This window comes from Enterobacter cloacae complex sp. SYL001 (genome assembly GCF_049237025.1).
GTDB lineage: Bacteria > Pseudomonadota > Gammaproteobacteria > Enterobacterales > Enterobacteriaceae > Enterobacter > Enterobacter intestinihominis.
On record NZ_JBMKJI010000025.1, the window covers coordinates 57,708 to 74,896 of the forward strand.

The window sequence follows — 17,189 nt, forward strand, 5'->3', positions numbered from 1 at the left end:
GCTAAGAGGGAGATCACGCTGCGGCTAATTCTCTGTCGATAATCTGCTGTAAGCTGCCTTCCGCCTTCCAGCGGGTCAGGAGCGCAACGAGATCCTGGTAGCGCTGTTCGTTGCCCCGAGGCACGCAGATAGCCTGGTTTATCTGACCAAAATTATCGGGCAGGACCCGATATCCCGCGTGCTCTGCGGCTGTCCGCTCCAGCGGCTGACGGATCCCCGCCGCCATATCCCCTTCGCCATTCAGAAACGCATCGATAGCAGCCTGAGAGGAGCTAAGCCGGTTCAGGGTGGCATTCTTTAGCTGGCGCGTCAGATGGAGATCGTAGGCCGCCCCTTTACCGACGTTGATCACCACCCCGGTTTTATCCATTTGCGCCACGCTTTTCCACGGGCTGCTTTCGTTAACCAGAACCGTTCCCTGGATCTGGATATAGGGCTGGGTAAAGTGCAGAACCTCTTCACGCTGCGGATCGACCGCCAGAAACGCGATATCCCAGAGGCCTTTTTGCGCGTCATCCACCACTTTTCCGGCGGTCGGATAGGTTTTGAACTGCGCCGTTCTGCCCCACTCCGCGGCGATTTTATGCGCCAGTTCCACCGTGATCCCGCCAGGACTGCCGTCCGGCAGTTCCTTTGCAAGTACGGCATTACCCAGATTGATGGCAAAACGCAGGGGGTCAATGGCTGACATGGGGCTCCTCCGGAAGACGGTTACGGTCATGATTTTCAGTGTCGAAACTCAGGCGCTGGATTTTGCCGGCGACGAATAAATAACAGCACAAATTCAGGAAAGCGCAGACGCCAACGAAGATCAGCGCACCGTTAAATGAGCCGGTGTCTTTAATAATGTAGGCGATGATAATCGGCGTGAAGATCCCCGAAATATTACCGATCATATTAAACAGCCCGCCGCTTAAGCCGATCGCCTCTTTCGGCGAGAAGTCGGAAACCACACACCATCCCATTGCACCGAATCCTTTGCCGAAGAAGGCCAGCGACATGATCGCCACGACAATCCAGGCAGAATCCACGTAGTTACAGATCACCATGCTGACGGCCAGCAGCATACCGATCACAATCGGCGTTTTGCGGGCCGCAGAGAGGCTAAAGCCACGGGAGAGCATGTAATCCGACAACACGCCCCCCAGCAGCGCTCCGGCGCAGCCGCACAGCGCGGGTAAAGAGGCGACGAACCCGGCTTTCAGAATGGTCATGCCACGATCGTGAACCAGATAAACCGGGAACCAGGTCAGAAAAAAGTACGAGAGTACGGTAAAGAAGAACTGCCCCATATAGACGCCGAGCGCCAGCCGGTTGGTCAGCAGTTTGCGGGTATAGCCCTTGCCCGTGATGTCGCCCTTTTTGGTGGCCTTCAGGTTAGTGAGCCCCCCGCCCGACTGGATATAATCCAGCTCTTCGCTGTTGACCAGGGGATGGATCTTCGGGGTGTCGGCAAGGACCCGGTGCATAACCAGTGCGACCAGGATCCCCAGCCCGCCCATAAACCAGAACACCGACTCCCAGCCGAAGCGATAAGAGAACCAACCCATCAGGGGTAAAAAGACCACCAGCGCGAAGTACTGGGCGGCCGTGGTAAAACCGGAGGCTTTTCCCCGCTCGCGCGCCGGGAACCAGGCGGCGAGAAAGCGTGAGTTGGCAGGCAGGGTCGGCGCTTCAATTAACCCCATCATAAAAATAAAGCCGAAGATCATTATGCGGGTGATCCAGACGTTGTCAAACGAGGTGCTGAACCCCACCAGGAAAACGAACAGAGACCAGGTAAAGACCCCGGTGACCAGCACCCGTTTGGAGCCAAACCGATCGAGTAACCACCCGCCCGGATACTGCCCCAGCACATACGCCCAGGTAAAGGTAGAGATCAGATAACCCAGCGCCACAATATCCAGGCCAGCGGCTTTGACCATATCGGGTCCGGCAATAGAAAACGTGGCGCGATCGCCATGATTTAACGCGATACTTAAGAACACCATCAGCAAAATCATATAACGATAGTGCGTGGGTCTCTTTTTTGATGAAGCAGAGTCAGGAGTTGTCATTCTTTTCGGCCTTATCAGGAAGACGAAGAGTTAAATCCGTAAAGTACAGCCGGGTTATCGACAAATAACTTGTGCCGAACCCGCTCATTACTTGCCCAGTGAAAAATCTTTGAAAGAATTAACGCGTCATCTGGCATCTTCTTATTTGCGCTAATGAGATTCGGGTGCGGCCAGTCGCTTCCCCAGACCACGCGCTCGGTAGCTTCATGTAAAAAACCTGTGATCACACCCGCCATGTCCGACACATCATCCCGCTGCGACTGATGGTAAAGCGCCGACAGTTTTACCCAGCAGCGGCCGGTACCGATGAGATCCCAGGCGAGCTTCCATGCGGGGTGGGACATCGGTTCGGGCTGCGGCAGCCGGAAGAAATGGTCGATTACCAGCCGGCCCGGAAGCTGGGTTAGCAAGGCGCGCAGCGCCCAGAGCTGGTCGGCGGTGGCATGGATCTGCACATGCCAGCCGCGTTCGGCTACCCGGGCGGCCAGCGGCATCAGCATCTCCGGGGTGGTGATACTGCCCGCGCCAAAATTGAAGCGGATGCCGGTCACCCCGGCGGCGGCGAGGCAGTCCAGCTCCGCGTCGCTGATGGTATCCGTGACCACAGCTTCACCGCGCGCTACCGGGCCAAAGGACTTCAGCGCATCGAGTAAACAGCGGTTATCTGCACCGTAAGAGGAAGGTTGAACCAGGACGTGGCGCGTAAAACCCAGCCAGTGTTTAAACGCGCGATAATCGCTAACGGTGGCAGCGGGTAAATTGCGTTTATCATCGGGCGCATAAGGGTAACGCCTGTCAAAAATATGATGATGGCAGTCACAGCTATTCGCAGGTAATACGACACCGGGCAGAGACGTAATATGGCTGTATTTAATCTCTGCCTCTGTTTTCTCATTATTCACGACGGGGCCTTACTCTTTATGCCATGCCCGCAGCACGTCAATTCATCAAACGCTTTAATTTATTTACGGCGGACTGCGGGCTACTTAATACCGCGCAGGAGACGGCGGAACTGACCTGCGGGTAAGCGATTTCCATAGAAAAATGGGCCAGAAGAATAGCGTCGGCCTCCTGGTGTTGCAGGGCCGCCTCGACAATCAGCTGGTTATGCAGGCTGGCATTGCCGGCGTTCAGGGCATCGCGGGCACCGGGGACCACATAACTGCTCAGGGTGGCATCTGAGTGGCATGCGGCCGCCAGTTCCCTGAATTCGTCTTCCATCCCTTTTACCGCAGGCCCGAAGGTGGCCAGCATGACGATATTCCGCCCTTTCTTCAGCGCATCCTCGAACATCGCTTCGTTAGGCTTGAGCACGGGTAGCGATTTTTCCTGCGCGCTGGCTTCGATGGCGGTGCCAAAGGCCGAACAGGTAAACAGCACCGCTGCGGCATCAATGCTGATGGCATACTCCACTAACGCATTGATACGGTTATTCATGCGCGGGGTAAGCGTGGACACTTTCGCGCGATCCACGCTCAAGGCATCGTCAAGCAGGTTGCTGACTTCAGCGTCAGGCCACAACTGCTTAAAGGTGTCATTGATTGGTGCCACGGCCAGAGGGGTGGCATGGATCAGGACAATACGTTGGCTCATGGCTTTCTCCAGATACCAAGCTGCCCGAGCTCGGGCAGCCACAACTCATGCTCAGGCGCGAATAGCCGCTGCCACTTTTTCAGCAAAGGCTTTGGTGCCGCATGTGCCACCCAGATCCGGAGTGCGGGTCGCCGGGTTCTCCAGCACTTCGTCCACCGCACGGTTGATCTCATCCGCCGCTTTCAGGAATTTCGGCTGGTTATGCTTCTCGGCATACCAGGCCAGCATCATTGCTGCGGAGAGGATCATCGAAACCGGGTTAGCTTTATCCTGGTTCTGAATATCCGGCGCGGAACCGTGCTGCGCCTGCGCACAGCAATGGGTATCGCTGGCCATAATGGAGCCCGCTAAGCCCAGGCTTCCGGAGAGTTCGCTTGCCAGATCGCTGATGATGTCGCCGTAGAAGTTGGTAGCAACCAGCACGTCAAAGCGTTCCGGGTTACGCACCAGGTGCGCAGTGGACGCATCCACCAGCAGGTCATCCAGCTGCACTTCCGGGAACTCTTTCGCCACGGTGCGCACCGCTTCCAGGAACAGACCATCCGTCATATGGAAGCTGTTGGCCTTGTGGATAGCCGTCACTTTTTTCTTACGCTGCATCGCCAGCTCAAAGGCTTTACGCGCAATACGCTCAGAGCAATGACGGGTGATTTTGCGGGTAGACAGCGCCATATCCGGGCTCGGCATTACCTCACCCCAGCCGCGCGTCATATTACGATCCGGGTAAAAACCTTCTGTGGCTTCACGCATGATCACCAGATCCATGGTTTTGCCTTCTTTCATGTTCGACGTCAGGAATGGACGCGTGCGGGCCGGGCGAACGTTCGCATACAGGTCCAGACCGATACGGAAGCCCGCTGAGACGTTACGGCCACCCTTTTCAGGTGCTGGATAGTCCGCGTGGGACTGGGTACCGAGAATGATGCCATCGTAGGTTTTCGCTTTGTCTAACGACTCCTGACGAAGCGTGGTGCCATATTTTTCCAGGCTCTTGAAGCCCACATCTTCGTAGTCAAATTCAAAATCCAGGCCGAAGGCTTTATCCAGTGAATTCAGCACTGTTACTGCGGCTGAAGTGATTTCAGGACCGATACCGTCACATGGCAGAACCAGAATGCGCATAAAAACTCCAATAGGTTGTTTGCTTTCGATTGCATTTTTATATCAATAAATGCACCTAACACAAGGTGATGGCGATCACATTTATCTGATAAAGCTTTTTTGATTTAGCATTTTGTTTACCTTTCATGCACTTGCGGACAGCGATTTTTGCGGCCACAAGCACCTGTTATTGTTGCACTGCAACGTTTATGGCTGACAGGCATATGAGATCTCTGAATCGGCGGAAAAGTGTGATCTTAACCACGTTTTAACAATCACCACATTTGCATTTATAAACACATAAAAGCAGTATAACCCCATCAACGGGTTTCAGAGGAATGAACATGACTAAGTTAGGCGTTATCGCCGACGACTTTACCGGGGCCACAGACATAGCCAGTTTTATGGTCAACGCAGGCTGGAAGGTGGTGCTTTTTAATGGCGTGCCCACGGGCGTTTTCGACACGCAGGATACGGATGCCATCGTGATTGCCCTAAAGAGCCGCTCTATCCCGGTCAACGAGGCGGTGGAGCAGTCGTTATCGGCCTCGGCCTGGCTAAAGGCGCAGGGGTGCCAGCGACAGCTCTTTAAATATTGCTCCACCTTTGACTCGACCGCTCAGGGCAATATCGGCCCGGTGACTGATGCGCTGATGAAGTTCTTAAATACGCCCGCCACCCTCGTCTGCCCGGCGGTACCGGATAATGGCCGCACGATTGTGCACGGCCATTTGTTCGTTAAGGGTGAGCTGCTTAATGAAAGCGGCATGGAACATCATCCCGTCACGCCGATGAAACACTCCTCCCTGAAAAAGCTGATGGAGGCGCAGTCCGTGGGGCTGTGCGGGATGATTAATCTGGATAAGGTGAAAAACCACCCGGATGACATAGCGTCTGAGATGGAAAAAGAGCTGGCGAACAAAGCCCGTTATTTCATCTTCGACGTCCTTGATAATCAGGATCTGCTGACTGTCGCCCGGGCTACCGCGAACTTCCCGCTGGTGACCGGTGCCGCCGGGCTGGGTTACGCCATCGCCACCCTGGATGAGCAGAGCACCTTGTCCGGAAAACAGGCTATGCACATTGATGCCAGCGGCGCCAGCGTGGTGCTCTCAGGCAGCTGTTCCACCATGACCAATCAACAGGTGGATTTCTATCAGCAGCGCGCCTCCTCTCTGGCGCTGGATGTGGAAAAAATCATTCACGATCCCGCCTATCTGGAGTTCGTGGCGCAATGGGCGATCGCCCATGCCGGTGAGCCTCTGGCACCGATGGTCTACGCCACCCAGCCGCCGCAAATCATTGAGCTGATCCAGAAGCACTACGGGGCTGAATACGTCAGCGACCGGATTGAAACCTTCTTCTCTTCGCTGGCCCAGTCGCTGACCCGGGCTGGCTTTAACAAGTTTATCGTCGCGGGGGGCGAAACTTCGGGCGCGGTGACGCAGGGATTGAACATTGAGGGGATGGTTATTGGTGAACCGGTCGCGCCGGGCGTGCCCTGGACCCAGGTCCTCAACAAACAGCAGTGGGTGATCCTCAAATCCGGGAACTTTGGCAGCCAGGATTTCTTCCAGAAAGCACAGGAACATTATCATGAGTGAAAAACAGTTAAGAGAGGATATGGTTCGCTATGCACGTTCCATGTTTGAGCGCGGATACAGCAGCGGCGGCGCGGGCAATATCAGCCTGAAACTGCCGGACGGTAATATTCTGGCGACGCCCACTAACTCCAGCTTTGGCGACCTCGATGCAGACGAGCTGAGCAAAGTCACCATGCAGGGAGAGCTGCTGTCCGGCCAGAAAGCCTCTAAAGAGGTGCTGATGCACCTTGCAATGTACCGTCAGCGCCCACACTGTGGCGGCATCGTTCATCTGCACTCTCCCTGGCTCACCGCCCTGTCGTGCCTGCCAGGCATCGACCCTGAAAATGCCCTGCCGCCAATTACCCCCTATTACGTGATGCGGGTGGGTAAATTGCCGGTGGTGCCTTACATTCGCCCGGGTTCACCGCTGATCGCAGAGCACGTTGAAAAACTGGCGGCGGAACATAACGCCATTCTTTTAGCCAATCACGGTCCTATTATTTCAGGCAAAAATATCCGCGAGGCGGTATTTAATGCCGAAGAGTTAGAGGAGACGGCAAAACTGTATTTCATGCTTAAACCCTTTGGCATGAATACCCTGACTCAGGAAAATGTCGACGAGCTTAACGCCACATTTAATATGAAGTAACTGAGAGTAAGAACGCCCTGCGTTAATTTATTACGCAGGGTTTGCCCTGCCTGTGTAACCAAAATTATAATAAGGTCGCCTATGTCTCTTATGCTTATCACCGGGATAGTTATGTTTATTATATTAACCTGGTGTCTTCTGAAAAACATATTCCCCCCCAGCATCTTATTTATACTTCTGCCTACCGCCGCCGCATTAGTCTGTGGTTTCGGTTTTAAAGAGTTAGGCGACTATGTCGCTCAGGGGTTGAAATCTGTCGTCGGAACGGCAACGCTCGTTGCCTTCAGCGCCATGTTTTTCACCCTGATGAAAGAAGCCGGCGTGTTCGACGTGATCGTGCGCTTTATTCTGCGGTTCATTACGCCGTCGACCTTCTCCGTCTTACTCGCCACCCTGGTGATCGCCTCCATTTGCAGCCTTGACGGGAATGCCTATGCCACCCTGCTGGTAACGGTGCCCGCCCTGCTGCCCATTTATGAAAAGATGAACATCAGCAAAAAGACGCTGTTACTGCTAATCACCGTGGGTGTGGGCGTCACCGGGATCACCCCTTGGGGCGGCTCGCTCAACAGAGCGATTGCGGTGACGCATCTGGATATTCTGGACGTCTATTACCGGCTGATCCCGTTACAGGCAATTCTGTTTGTACTGGGGGTTATTCTTTGCTGGTTTATGGCGAGGGTCGAAAACAGAAGCGGCTCGGGTATTTCCCCGGATGAGTTTCATCTTATGCGGGCCGATATGCTGACCTGTAAAACCGTTCATCATCCCTGGCTGCTGAAGCTCAATTTTGCTTTAGTCATCGCCACCATTGTTATTCTGGTATCCGGCCTGGTTGCCGGGAATTATCTGTTTATGATCGCCTTCTCGCTGGCGGTTATTATTAATTATCCCGATACGAAGACTGCGCAACAAAAAATCAAAGAGTACGCCCTGACGATATTCCCGGTGATCGTCATCTTTTTAACTATCGGCGTATTTGTCGGTATTCTGCAAAACACAGGCATTATAAAAGTGTTGGTGAACGAGATTGCCGACATCTTCCCCACCAGCCTGGGGCCCTATCTATATCTTATTCTCGCGGCCTTCAGCGTGCCGATTGTGATTCTGATAGGTTCCGATGCGTTCTACTTTGCGCTGTTGCCTCTCGCGGTCGGGCTGGGGCAGAGCTTCGGCGTGTCGCCTCTGCACGTCACCATCGCCATGCTTATCACCGAGCAGATTGGCTTGCTGCTGAGCCCCGTCATCCCGGCCACGCATCTCGGGCTGAGCCTGCTTAATTTACGCGTTGACGAGCATATCCGGCACTCGATGGCTAAGGTGTGGATTATGAGCGTCTGCACACTCGTCGCAGCACTGGTAATCGGAACGATACCTGTATGAGATTGACATATTTTCAGTCTTATAGAACATAGCGTGTAAATAAAGGGACAGAATAATATCTGTCCTTACAGATTTACCAGTATATTCATCTTGCCAATGAATAGGTCGTCGGTCTCGTTTTCAAGTCCATTCAATACTCCCCTTCGAATAATATCCGCGCATCAGGTAATGCCCTCCTTTCTGAGATATGCCAACAACAATTCTTTCTTGTATATCTGCTTTCTCCGGTTCTCGGTTTACCCTTTAGTAGCCGATTAATGCTTCTTATCCAGTTAGCTATGCAGCGGCAATATGCCGAGCACTATCGCACCTGCCAGCATGCATAGTACGGTTCCCACCGCCCACTTAAGGCTTGCGCGCTGATTCAACCCATAATCCAGGTCGAGAATCCCGACAAGCAGGTAAGTTGACGCAACGAGCGGGCTGAGTAGGTGAACCGGTTGTCCAATCAACGAAGCAATCGCCATTTGCATAGGCGAGAACCCATAGCTGGCGCCTGTTTGCGCGAGAATAGGCAACACGCCGAAATAGAAGGCGTCGTTTGTCATGAAAAATGTAAACGGCATGCTGATCAGCGCCGTAAGAATGGCAATCCAGGGCCCAGCCGAGGCTGGTAGTGACTGCACAAGACTGTTAGACATGGCATCAACCATGCCAGTACCTGAAAGTATGCCGGTAAAAATACCTGCCGCAAAAATCAGAGAAACAATGGCAAGCACGTTTTCTGCATGTTTGGCAAGGAGTTCCTTCTGACGCTTGAGATCAGGGAAATTCACCAACATCGCCAGCGCAAAGGCAATCATGAAAAGTGTAGCCATAGGCAAAATGCCCAGAATTAACATAACCAGAAGGGCAATGGTCAGCGCAGAGTTGAAAAGATAACGGTAATTGGTTACGGAGGTACGCTGTTCGGTCTCTTCGCTCAGATCGATTTCAATTACACCAAGCCGGCGACGTTCGCGTAGTCCAAAAATAACGGCAACCAGCATTACCCAGGCGAGACCGCAGAGCATAACGGGCAGAAGCAACATAAAGAGATCACCAACGTCTACTTTCATGGCGCTGGCGGCGCGCGCCGTAGGCCCTCCCCAGGGAAGCATGTTCATTACTCCGATAGAAAGCAACAGCACAGTGGCCATGTACTGAAGTTTAATTCCCAGCCGGCGATAAAGTGGAAGCAGGGCTGCCGTACAGATGAGATAGGTGGTTGCTCCGTCGCCATCAAGTGCCACGCTGATACCCAGGATAGCGGTGCCTACTAATACCTTAAGCGGATCGCCTTTTACGATACGGACAATGAGCCGGATAAAAGGATCGAACAGTCCGGCGTCGGTCATGACACAAAAATACAGGATGGCAAAAGTCAGCATGACACCAGTGGGGGCAAGCAGCTTAACACCATCTATCATCATTTTTCCCAGCTCCGCATGGAAGCCTGCCACAACAGCGAAAAACAGCGGCACAAGGATTAATGCAAGCAGAGCTGACATTCTGCGAGTCATGATCAGGAACATGAACACGCCTATCATGAGGTAGCTTAATATTGTCACAATTGCACCTTCTTAACCTTTCATTGCGTTCTGCTAGATAGAACAACATTTTGTTTTATTGGTGTTAACTGTTGCGGTGAAGAGAGCCAGGCGTCAAGAAAGGTTGTAAACAAAATGTAATATTATTGAGCCGGATCGAATTTTTGATGGAATTGTGAGCATGCCTTCATCGGCATGCTCTGGTTTTCAGGTGTGAGAAAATAACCTACGGCCGGGTGCGAGGGCGGGAAATTGTTGAATGGTGCCGGTAGAAGAATCCGTTACGAATGCGGTGGCATTATCCTGGCCGCCGAATGCGATATTAGTAAGCATACGGCCACCGGTACAGCTGTCATATCGGAAAAGCGGCACGCCATAGCGGCTGAAAATCCATACGCATCCGTGGCCCGCATCGCATACGTATACGTTACCTTCCGCATCAAGCCCCATGCCATCTGCACCGCTGACGCCTCCTGCCATGGCAGTAAAAATGCCCACTTTTGACGAGGGGCCATGCTCAGTAACAGGCAGCCGCCAGACGGCATTGCCCCGCGTCATGGCAACCAGCAGCGCCTTTCCTTCATGGTCCAGAAGCAGCCCGTTCGGACTAGGTCCGTTTGATAAAAGGCATTCAATCCTGTTTGCTTCAGGTTCAAAGCGATAAACGCGCCCGGTTGGGTCCTGCATGCCCGTCTGTCCCTGATCGGTAAAATAAAGCCGTCCGGACTCGTCAAAAAACAGGTCGTTCACCCCTTTAAAACTCTCGCTTCGTATGTGTGTAAGTATGGGGGAAACATCAGGTGAGGACGGGTTGAGTGCCAGTATGCCCCGCCTGTAGTCTGCGATGAAAAGGCGGCCATCGCGGTGAAAAGCCAGACCATTGGGCCACCCATTATATTCGACTACTAGAGACCATACGCCTAGCTGATCAATTCTGAAAATCCTGCCATAAGGAATGTCCGTAACATAAAGGTCCCCGTTCCGGTCAAAAGCGGGCCCTTCTATGAATGCCGTTATCTTCTGTCCAGGCTTATTTGCCCGGACCCAGTCTGAATCACCATTACGATAAAAGTTTTCAGGCATGCTACTGAAAATTTTGCATTTTCTTGCTGATGGCGCCGTAAATAGGCTCATAAATATTCAATCCTGATAAAAAAATATCTTGTCGAATAAGGTACTTAACCCCTCTGAAATCATTCCAGCGCACACGTTTATCAATGTGATTTAACTCGCAGTAATAAACCGTGGTGTTAAACGCTGATTGACACCTTAACAAATTACAACAAAATTATAACAGAACAATGTTTCGTCAGGCAGAACGCAAAAAATGTGATGCAGGTTCACCTGACCATACCGGAGCAGAGCCAATGAGCCATAACAGCAATATAGATATTCTCATCAGTGAAGTGGGCCCGCGGGACGGACTGCAGAGCGTTTCTGGGGTCATGCCGACTGACCTGAAAAAGCAGTGGGTCAGGGATTTAGCCTCAGCCGGGTTGAAGGAAATTGAAGTTGGCTCTTTTGTTTCACAGACGCTTCTGCCCCAGATGGCTGATACGGGCGAGATCGTCGGGTATGCCCGTACGCTGCCGGATCTGTTTGTTACCGCGCTAGTTCCGAACCTGCGCGGAGCAGAGGCAGCATTCAAATCAGGGGCACAGAAAGTCACCATCCCGGTTTCAGTCAGCGAGCCACATTCGCTCTCAAATGTGAATAAAACCCATGACCAGATTTTCGCAGAAGTGGAAAAAATCATCGCCTTTCGCAATGAAAACTATCCCGGGGTAGAGGTGGAAGCAGGCCTTTCTACCGTATTTGGTTGCACCATACAGGGCGTGGTCCACGAAGATAACGTTCTCCGTATTGCCAGCATCATGGCTGAGCTGGGCGTTGATGAGGTCGGACTCGCTGATACCGTAGGTTACGGGACGCCGGTCCAGGTAAAGCGGCTTTTCCGCAGGCTGAAAGAAGAGGTCGGCGATCTGGCCGGCAGCGCACATTTTCATAATACCCGGGGGCAGGGGTTGGCAAACGTTCTTGCTGCGCTGGATGCAGGCGTAACCACATTTGACGCTTCGCTCGGCGGTATTGGTGGATGCCCGTACGCGCCCGGCGCATCGGGCAATATTGTTACGGAAGATCTCGTCTATCTGCTCGAATCAATGGGGCTTCGTACTGGCGTGGATATAGACAAGCTGATAATGGCTCGTGAAACGCTTAAACGCGGGTTACCCGGAGAGCAACTCTACGGTTTTATTCCCGATGCCGGGGTTGGAAAAAACTTTCACTATGCAGGTAGAAAATAATGTCTGTTCAGAATGAGAAAAAACTTCCCCTGGAAGGCGTCCGCGTCATTGAGTTTGTTCATATGGTGATGGGGCCGACCTGCGGCCTGCTGTTGGCCGATCTTGGCGCAGAAGTCATTAAAATTGAGCCAGCACCGAGAGGAGATAATACCAGGCGTTTGACGGGATCAGGCGCGGGATACTGGATGACGTATAACCGGAACAAGAAAAGCCTGGCAATCGATGTTAAATCAGTTGAAGGCCTGGAAGTTGTTAAAAAGCTGATTGCTACGGCCGATGTATTTACTGAAAATTTCCGTCCGGGTGCCATGGAAAAGATAGGTCTTGGCTATGAGGCCGTCAAAGCCATTAAGCCCGATATCATTTACAGCTCAATGAAAGGCTTTCTGCCTGGTCCTTATGAGAACCGGACGGCGCTGGATGAAGTGGTGCAGATGATGACTGGTCTTGCATATATGACGGGTCCGGAGGGGCGCCCGCTGCGGGCAGGCGCGTCGGTGAACGATGTCATGGGCGGAATGTTCAGCGCAATAACCATTCTTGCTGCTCTGCTGCAGCGTGGCCAAAGCGGGAAGGGACAATTCGTGCAGACGGGACTCTATGAGAACTCAGCCTTCCTGGTTGCCCAGCACATGATGCAAAAGGCCGTAACGGGTAAATCTGCTGCCCCCATGCCCAGCCGGCTGTCTGCATGGGCTGTCTATGATGTATTTACCACGCGCGAAAACGAGCAGGTGTTTATTGGCGTGGTGAGTGATACGCAGTGGAAAGTATTCTGTGAAGCCTTTGGCATGCATGATTTCGCTGTGGATGAAGGACTTACTACAAACACTCAGCGCGTTCAGGCCCGCGACCGGATTATGCCGGTTATCAGGGAACATGTGCTGACAATGCCTAAACAGGACGTTATGGCACTATGTGAACAATTTGGCCTGCCATTCTCTCCGATTCGCCGCCCGGACGATCTTTTTGAGGATATACATCTCAACGAGTCTGGCGGGATGACCGGGGTTACGCTGCCAGACGGAACCGAAGTCAGTATTCCCATGCTTCCTTTTGAGATGGACGGACAGCGTTTCGGAGCGCGCATCAACGTGCCTGAAGTTGGTCGTGACTCGGCATCAATTCTTGAAGAGCTGGGTTATACATCAGATGCGATAGAGCGTCTGGAAGAACGCGGCGTCATTTCCTCTCCAATTTAATAATAATCAGCCCGCAGACGCGGGCAAATTATCCATGTCTGTATCTACATTGAGGCACTGTATGTCAGCAACATCGCACCCTGCAGTGAATATCCGGAGCGGCACCATGCCGCTGACTTCCGAAGAGAATCGCATATTAATTAAAGCAGCCTGGCGGCTTATTCCGCTTCTGGGTCTGGCTTATTTCTTCAACTATCTTGATCGTACCAGCGTGGGATACGCAGCCTTACAAATGAGCTCGCAGCTTGGCCTGTCGGCTGCACAGTTTGGCCTGGGTGCGGGAATTATGTTTGTCGGTTATTGCCTGTGTGAGGTGCCAAGCAACCTTGCCATGTATCGCTTTGGTGCGCGCGTCTGGCTTGCAAGAATTATGATTACGTGGGGCCTCGTTGCTTCAGCCATGGCACTGGTGACCGGACCATGGAGCTTTTATATTCTTCGCTTTATGCTGGGCGTTGCTGAAGCCGGTTTTTTCCCGGGTGTCATATTCTTTCTGAGTATCTGGTTTCCCATTCAGTTCAGAACCCGCGTGCTGGCCTGGTTTACGGTAGCTACCCCCGTGTCTTTCCTTATCGGCGGGCCTTTATCAACCAGCCTGCTGCAGTTGCATGGTTTTCTTGGCCTGGATGGCTGGCAATGGATGTTTATCATTGAAGGTCTGCCCGCTTGTGTACTGGGCGTTCTGACGCTCCGCTATCTTGCTAACCGTCCTGAAGATGCCCGCTGGCTTACGCCTGAAGAGAAAGCAACGTTTGTGCACCTTATGAAGGCTGAACAGGCTGTCACAAAAAAAAATGAGCATTTTAATGCAGCCCTCAAAGATGTCCGCGTCTGGCTTTTAAGCGGCATTACCTTCAGCTTTACCCTGGGAACCTACGGCATAGGTATATGGCTGCCTCAGATGCTCAAAGCCAAAGGAATTGAAACTTCGTTGATAGGCTGGGTGGCGGCAATACCCTATTTCTTTTCGACGATCGGGCTTATTTATTGGGCACGTCTGGTTGATAAGTCGGGTAGAGGGGCGCTTCACCTTATTTTCGCGCTCATCCTGGCTGCGATTTCACTCATGCTGTCTCTGTATGTAAACAGTTTGCTGCCTGCAATGCTGGGCATTACGCTCGCACTGGTAGGCACCATTTCGGCAAAAACTATTTTTTATACGTTGCCCGGTAAATTTCTGAGCGGACAGGCGGCAGCTGGCGGCATTGCTCTCATTAATTCCATTGGCGCTTTTGGCGGATTCGCGGGCCCTTTCCTGATGGGCATGGCAAAAGAAGTGACACACTCATTCAGCGCAGGGATGATGCTTATGGGATGTATTATCATGTTTTCAGCATTTCTGGCGCTTCTACTGATGTTTATGATGCGGGACCAGCCAGCAGAAGCAGAATTTTTACGCACCGACTGATAACGGCATTTCTCCCTAAATACCCTGAGTTTGACCTTGTAATTACTTATTGTGTTCATTAAGTTATGAACAATTCGCCCCGGCTTTCAGGGGCTTTTCTTCACCTTATGAGGTCTGTATGACAAACGATAAAAGCGCACCGGGTAAAGATCCAGCCGGAAAAAAACCGGCAACCGAAAGCGGCGCTGCAGCAGTAGATCGCGCGTTTGCCATTCTGGCTGTATTTGATAAAGATGCCTCCCAACTGACGCTTGCAGAAATAGCGCGGCGGACCGGCTTTTATAAAAGCACTATTCTTCGACTATTAAGCTCGCTTGAAAAAGCAGGCTTTGTTCGTAAATCCGCTGATGGCCGCTACTGTATCGGGCCTGAGCCGCTCAGACTGTCATCTCTCTATCAGGCATCATTCCGCTTACGGGATGTATTGCTGCCACACCTGGAACATCTTTCAGACCTCAGCGGTGAAACATCATCATTTTACATCATGGACAATGACTGGCGGGTCATTCTGTACCGCGTAGAACCGCGACGGGCAGTTCGTGTCTCAATACGTGAAGGCGATCGCTTCTCTGTGAAGTACGGGGCGTCGGGGAAAATATTAAGTGCGTTTACCTATACCGACGATCCAATTTTTGATGAAGTCAGGGAAAAATTATGGGCAGAGTCTTACGGTGAGCGAGATCCTGAAACCGCGTCAGTATCGGTGCCAGTTTTCGGAGTAGAGGGGGTTTTACAGGGCGCACTAACGCTCTCAGGACCCAAGGAGAGATTCACGCCACAAAGCATCAGAAACATTCTGAGCCCCCTCTTTCAGTGCGCTATACATACATCCAAAGAACTCGGTGGAGATTATTCTTTACTGGTCGAAGCCCGGAAAAAATTGTCAGGGTAGAAAGCGCCAAAATACATTTGATATTCTGAACACAAAAATATCAAATGATGATTATCTTATTGATATATTTTATGAAGTAAACCTGTGCACATTTTTTATCGCCTGTTATTATATTAAATAACTAAGACTTACACGCTCTAATACCTGTATTCTTATGCATTACCAAGGTCCGCTATGAGCGAAGAGCGGACAAAGTAGCAGAGGGAAAGCATCAATGTTAATGTCCGGAAAGTTCATGTTAAAACTCTGTATGACATTTTTCATCGACGATTAAAAAGGGCTCTTAATGGCTACTGTTGAGGTATTAAAAGTAAAGTATCCAGGCGCAGATGCCTGGCAAATGGGAGACAGCCCGGAACTGGCCAGCGAGCTTGCGGACCTGATTAAAAAAGGGATTAAAACGGCCTCCTGCGGATCCTTTGCCTCTTACCAGCAAGAAAAGTCTGCCCCGAGGATTGGAAGCTATAACATTATCCTTGATGGCCTGAATGCCCCGATCTGCGTGACCCGGCTGGTTTCAATGCGACTGGTGCGTTTTTGTGATGTGACTGAGGAGTTTGCCCGCAAAGAAGGTGAAGGCGATTTAAGCCTTCAATACTGGCGAAATGAGCATCAGCGATTTTTTACCCGCGAAGGTCATTTTTCTAAAGATATGGAGTTGATCGCAGAAGAATTTGAAGTGGTTGAAGTGCTGTAAGACGAGAGAGTCCGGCTGGCGTCTGCTGCTATTAATAACAATGTCCGCTCCTGGCACTTAGCTGACCCTCAGATTCTGCAGAAGAAGAATTAACTTCACTGAACAAAGTATGAATCCAGCCCCATGCAAAAAAAGAAATGCCCTAGAATTGAACTCCGCCATTAAGGCGGAGTTCAATTTGAGTTTTTACCGTGCCCTTCTAAAAAAATCACTGTCATGAGGCAAGTATGAGTCCACATTTTCCTAACTGACTGAGATGATCCGCATACCACTGCATCATCTCCCTACGCCCTTCAAGGTACTGAGCATGGTTGTATGTTCCACGCATCGCATTCTTATCAACGTGAGCCAGCTGCGTCTCAATCCACGCCGTATTGAACCCTTCCTCATGCAAAATCGTACTCATCGTGTGGCGGAAACCATGCCCCGTTACCTTCCCCGTATATCCAATCCGCTTGAACACCTGATTTATACTCGCTTCGCTCATCGTTTTGCGGGGATCATTTCTCCCAGGAAACACCAGAGGATATTGCCCAGTCATCACTTTGAGCTGCTGTACGATTTCCAGCGCTTGGGTAGAAAGGGGGACAAGATGGGGCCGTTTCATCTTCATACGCTCGGCAGGTATTTCCCACACCGCTTTTTCAAGTTCAAACTCACTCCAGAAAGCACCCCGGAGTGTAGTGGTCAACTAAAACTGGCCACGGCTTTAGATTTTTTCCAGTATCGGTTTTCCGATTCGTTTGGCGGTAACCCACCGTTATAGTCATGCGGCCTGAGCGAGCT

General features: G+C 51.7%; 15 protein-coding genes and 1 pseudogene. 8 read left to right on the forward strand and 8 right to left on the reverse strand.

Going from position 1 to position 17,189, the window contains the following annotated elements; genetic code table 11:
- Nucleotides 1-13 precede the first annotated feature (13 nt).
- From ACOTZP_RS19180 to ACOTZP_RS19200, 5 genes are read right to left on the reverse strand one after another with little or no spacing between them, the layout of a single operon-like run.
- Nucleotides 14-691, reverse strand: a complete 678-nt coding sequence (locus ACOTZP_RS19180; RefSeq protein WP_271075192.1) for a transporter substrate-binding domain-containing protein — start codon at nt 689-691, stop codon at nt 14-16.
- Entirely contained in the window at nt 678-2,057 is a 1,380-nt protein-coding gene (locus tag ACOTZP_RS19185) for an MFS transporter (protein WP_155024972.1), read from the reverse strand. Before ACOTZP_RS19185 ends, ACOTZP_RS19180 begins: the two co-directional genes overlap by 14 nt.
- A 14-nt stretch (nt 2,058-2,071) precedes the next feature.
- A complete protein-coding gene (locus tag ACOTZP_RS19190; RefSeq protein ID WP_271075193.1) occupies nt 2,072-2,959 on the reverse strand; it encodes an amidohydrolase family protein in 888 nt (295 codons plus the stop codon).
- A 37-nt stretch (nt 2,960-2,996) separates the two neighbouring features.
- Nucleotides 2,997-3,650 (reverse strand): arylsulfatase, encoded by a 654-nt coding sequence (locus ACOTZP_RS19195; protein ID WP_063163743.1) that lies wholly within the window; start codon nt 3,648-3,650, stop codon nt 2,997-2,999.
- Between the two features lie 51 nt (nt 3,651-3,701).
- Nucleotides 3,702-4,772: an isocitrate/isopropylmalate dehydrogenase family protein gene (locus ACOTZP_RS19200; protein ID WP_155024969.1), complete on the reverse strand. Its 1,071-nt coding sequence runs from the start codon at nt 4,770-4,772 to the stop codon at nt 3,702-3,704.
- A gap of 323 nt (nt 4,773-5,095) precedes the next feature.
- Here ACOTZP_RS19200 and otnK point away from each other — a divergent pair, with 323 nt between their 5' ends.
- The 3 genes from otnK (at nt 5,096) to ACOTZP_RS19215 (ending at nt 8,369) form a co-directional block, all read left to right on the forward strand.
- Nucleotides 5,096-6,355 (forward strand): 3-oxo-tetronate kinase, encoded by a 1,260-nt coding sequence (gene otnK, locus ACOTZP_RS19205; RefSeq protein WP_271075194.1) that lies wholly within the window; start codon nt 5,096-5,098, stop codon nt 6,353-6,355.
- On the forward strand, nt 6,348-6,986 hold the full coding sequence (locus ACOTZP_RS19210; protein WP_063152671.1) for an aldolase: 639 nt from the start codon (nt 6,348-6,350) through the stop codon (nt 6,984-6,986). The genes otnK and ACOTZP_RS19210 overlap by 8 nt, the downstream gene beginning before the upstream one ends.
- 69 nt (nt 6,987-7,055) lie before the next feature.
- Nucleotides 7,056-8,369, forward strand: a complete 1,314-nt coding sequence (locus tag ACOTZP_RS19215) for an SLC13 family permease (protein ID WP_271075199.1) — start codon at nt 7,056-7,058, stop codon at nt 8,367-8,369.
- Between the two features lie 272 nt (nt 8,370-8,641).
- On the opposite strand, the gene ACOTZP_RS19220 is transcribed toward ACOTZP_RS19215, so the two are convergent.
- Nucleotides 8,642-9,922, reverse strand: a complete 1,281-nt coding sequence (locus ACOTZP_RS19220; RefSeq protein WP_063152672.1) for a CitMHS family transporter — start codon at nt 9,920-9,922, stop codon at nt 8,642-8,644.
- A gap of 183 nt (nt 9,923-10,105) precedes the next feature.
- Nucleotides 10,106-11,032 (reverse strand): SMP-30/gluconolactonase/LRE family protein, encoded by a 927-nt coding sequence (locus ACOTZP_RS19225; RefSeq protein ID WP_271075195.1) that lies wholly within the window; start codon nt 11,030-11,032, stop codon nt 10,106-10,108.
- Nucleotides 11,033-11,265: 233 nt separating this feature from the next.
- Between ACOTZP_RS19225 and ACOTZP_RS19230 the strand changes: the two genes are divergently transcribed.
- The 5 genes from ACOTZP_RS19230 to ACOTZP_RS19250 all read left to right on the forward strand — a co-directional run bounded on the left by ACOTZP_RS19230 (nt 11,266) and on the right by ACOTZP_RS19250 (nt 16,403).
- Nucleotides 11,266-12,204: a hydroxymethylglutaryl-CoA lyase gene (locus ACOTZP_RS19230; RefSeq protein ID WP_063163748.1), complete on the forward strand. Its 939-nt coding sequence runs from the start codon at nt 11,266-11,268 to the stop codon at nt 12,202-12,204.
- Complete coding sequence (locus tag ACOTZP_RS19235) at nt 12,204-13,406, forward strand: CaiB/BaiF CoA transferase family protein (protein ID WP_271075196.1); 1,203 nt, start codon at nt 12,204-12,206, stop codon at nt 13,404-13,406. Before ACOTZP_RS19230 ends, ACOTZP_RS19235 begins: the two co-directional genes overlap by 1 nt.
- Before the next feature lie 106 nt (nt 13,407-13,512).
- Entirely contained in the window at nt 13,513-14,814 is a 1,302-nt protein-coding gene (locus ACOTZP_RS19240) for an MFS transporter (protein WP_271075197.1), read from the forward strand.
- A gap of 118 nt (nt 14,815-14,932) precedes the next feature.
- A complete protein-coding gene (locus tag ACOTZP_RS19245; RefSeq protein ID WP_421633766.1) occupies nt 14,933-15,706 on the forward strand; it encodes an IclR family transcriptional regulator in 774 nt (257 codons plus the stop codon).
- A gap of 286 nt (nt 15,707-15,992) precedes the next feature.
- Entirely contained in the window at nt 15,993-16,403 is a 411-nt protein-coding gene (locus tag ACOTZP_RS19250; RefSeq protein ID WP_271075198.1) for an ASCH domain-containing protein, read from the forward strand.
- Nucleotides 16,404-16,617: 214 nt separating this feature from the next.
- Here ACOTZP_RS19250 and ACOTZP_RS19255 read toward each other — a convergent pair.
- A pseudogene (locus tag ACOTZP_RS19255) lies at nt 16,618-17,091 on the reverse strand (tyrosine-type recombinase/integrase); the annotation flags it as partial.
- Nucleotides 17,092-17,189: the final 98 nt, after the last annotated feature.

Bases quoted from the DNA above. Each gene is read 5' to 3' on its own strand.
- ACOTZP_RS19180 (WP_271075192.1), bottom strand. From the start codon at position 691: ATGTCAGCCATTGACCCCCTGCGTTTTGCCATCAATCTGGGTAATGCC.
- ACOTZP_RS19185 (WP_155024972.1), bottom strand. From the start codon at position 2,057: ATGACAACTCCTGACTCTGCTTCATCAAAAAAGAGACCCACGCACTAT.
- ACOTZP_RS19195 (WP_063163743.1), bottom strand. From the start codon at position 3,650: ATGAGCCAACGTATTGTCCTGATCCATGCCACCCCTCTGGCCGTGGCA.
- ACOTZP_RS19200 (WP_155024969.1), bottom strand. From the start codon at position 4,772: ATGCGCATTCTGGTTCTGCCATGTGACGGTATCGGTCCTGAAATCACT.
- otnK (WP_271075194.1), top strand. From the start codon at position 5,096: ATGACTAAGTTAGGCGTTATCGCCGACGACTTTACCGGGGCCACAGAC.
- ACOTZP_RS19210 (WP_063152671.1), top strand. From the start codon at position 6,348: ATGAGTGAAAAACAGTTAAGAGAGGATATGGTTCGCTATGCACGTTCC.
- ACOTZP_RS19225 (WP_271075195.1), bottom strand. From the start codon at position 11,032: ATGAGCCTATTTACGGCGCCATCAGCAAGAAAATGCAAAATTTTCAGT.
- ACOTZP_RS19230 (WP_063163748.1), top strand. From the start codon at position 11,266: ATGAGCCATAACAGCAATATAGATATTCTCATCAGTGAAGTGGGCCCG.
- ACOTZP_RS19235 (WP_271075196.1), top strand. From the start codon at position 12,204: ATGTCTGTTCAGAATGAGAAAAAACTTCCCCTGGAAGGCGTCCGCGTC.
- ACOTZP_RS19240 (WP_271075197.1), top strand. From the start codon at position 13,513: ATGCCGCTGACTTCCGAAGAGAATCGCATATTAATTAAAGCAGCCTGG.
- ACOTZP_RS19245 (WP_421633766.1), top strand. From the start codon at position 14,933: ATGACAAACGATAAAAGCGCACCGGGTAAAGATCCAGCCGGAAAAAAA.
- ACOTZP_RS19250 (WP_271075198.1), top strand. From the start codon at position 15,993: ATGGCTACTGTTGAGGTATTAAAAGTAAAGTATCCAGGCGCAGATGCC.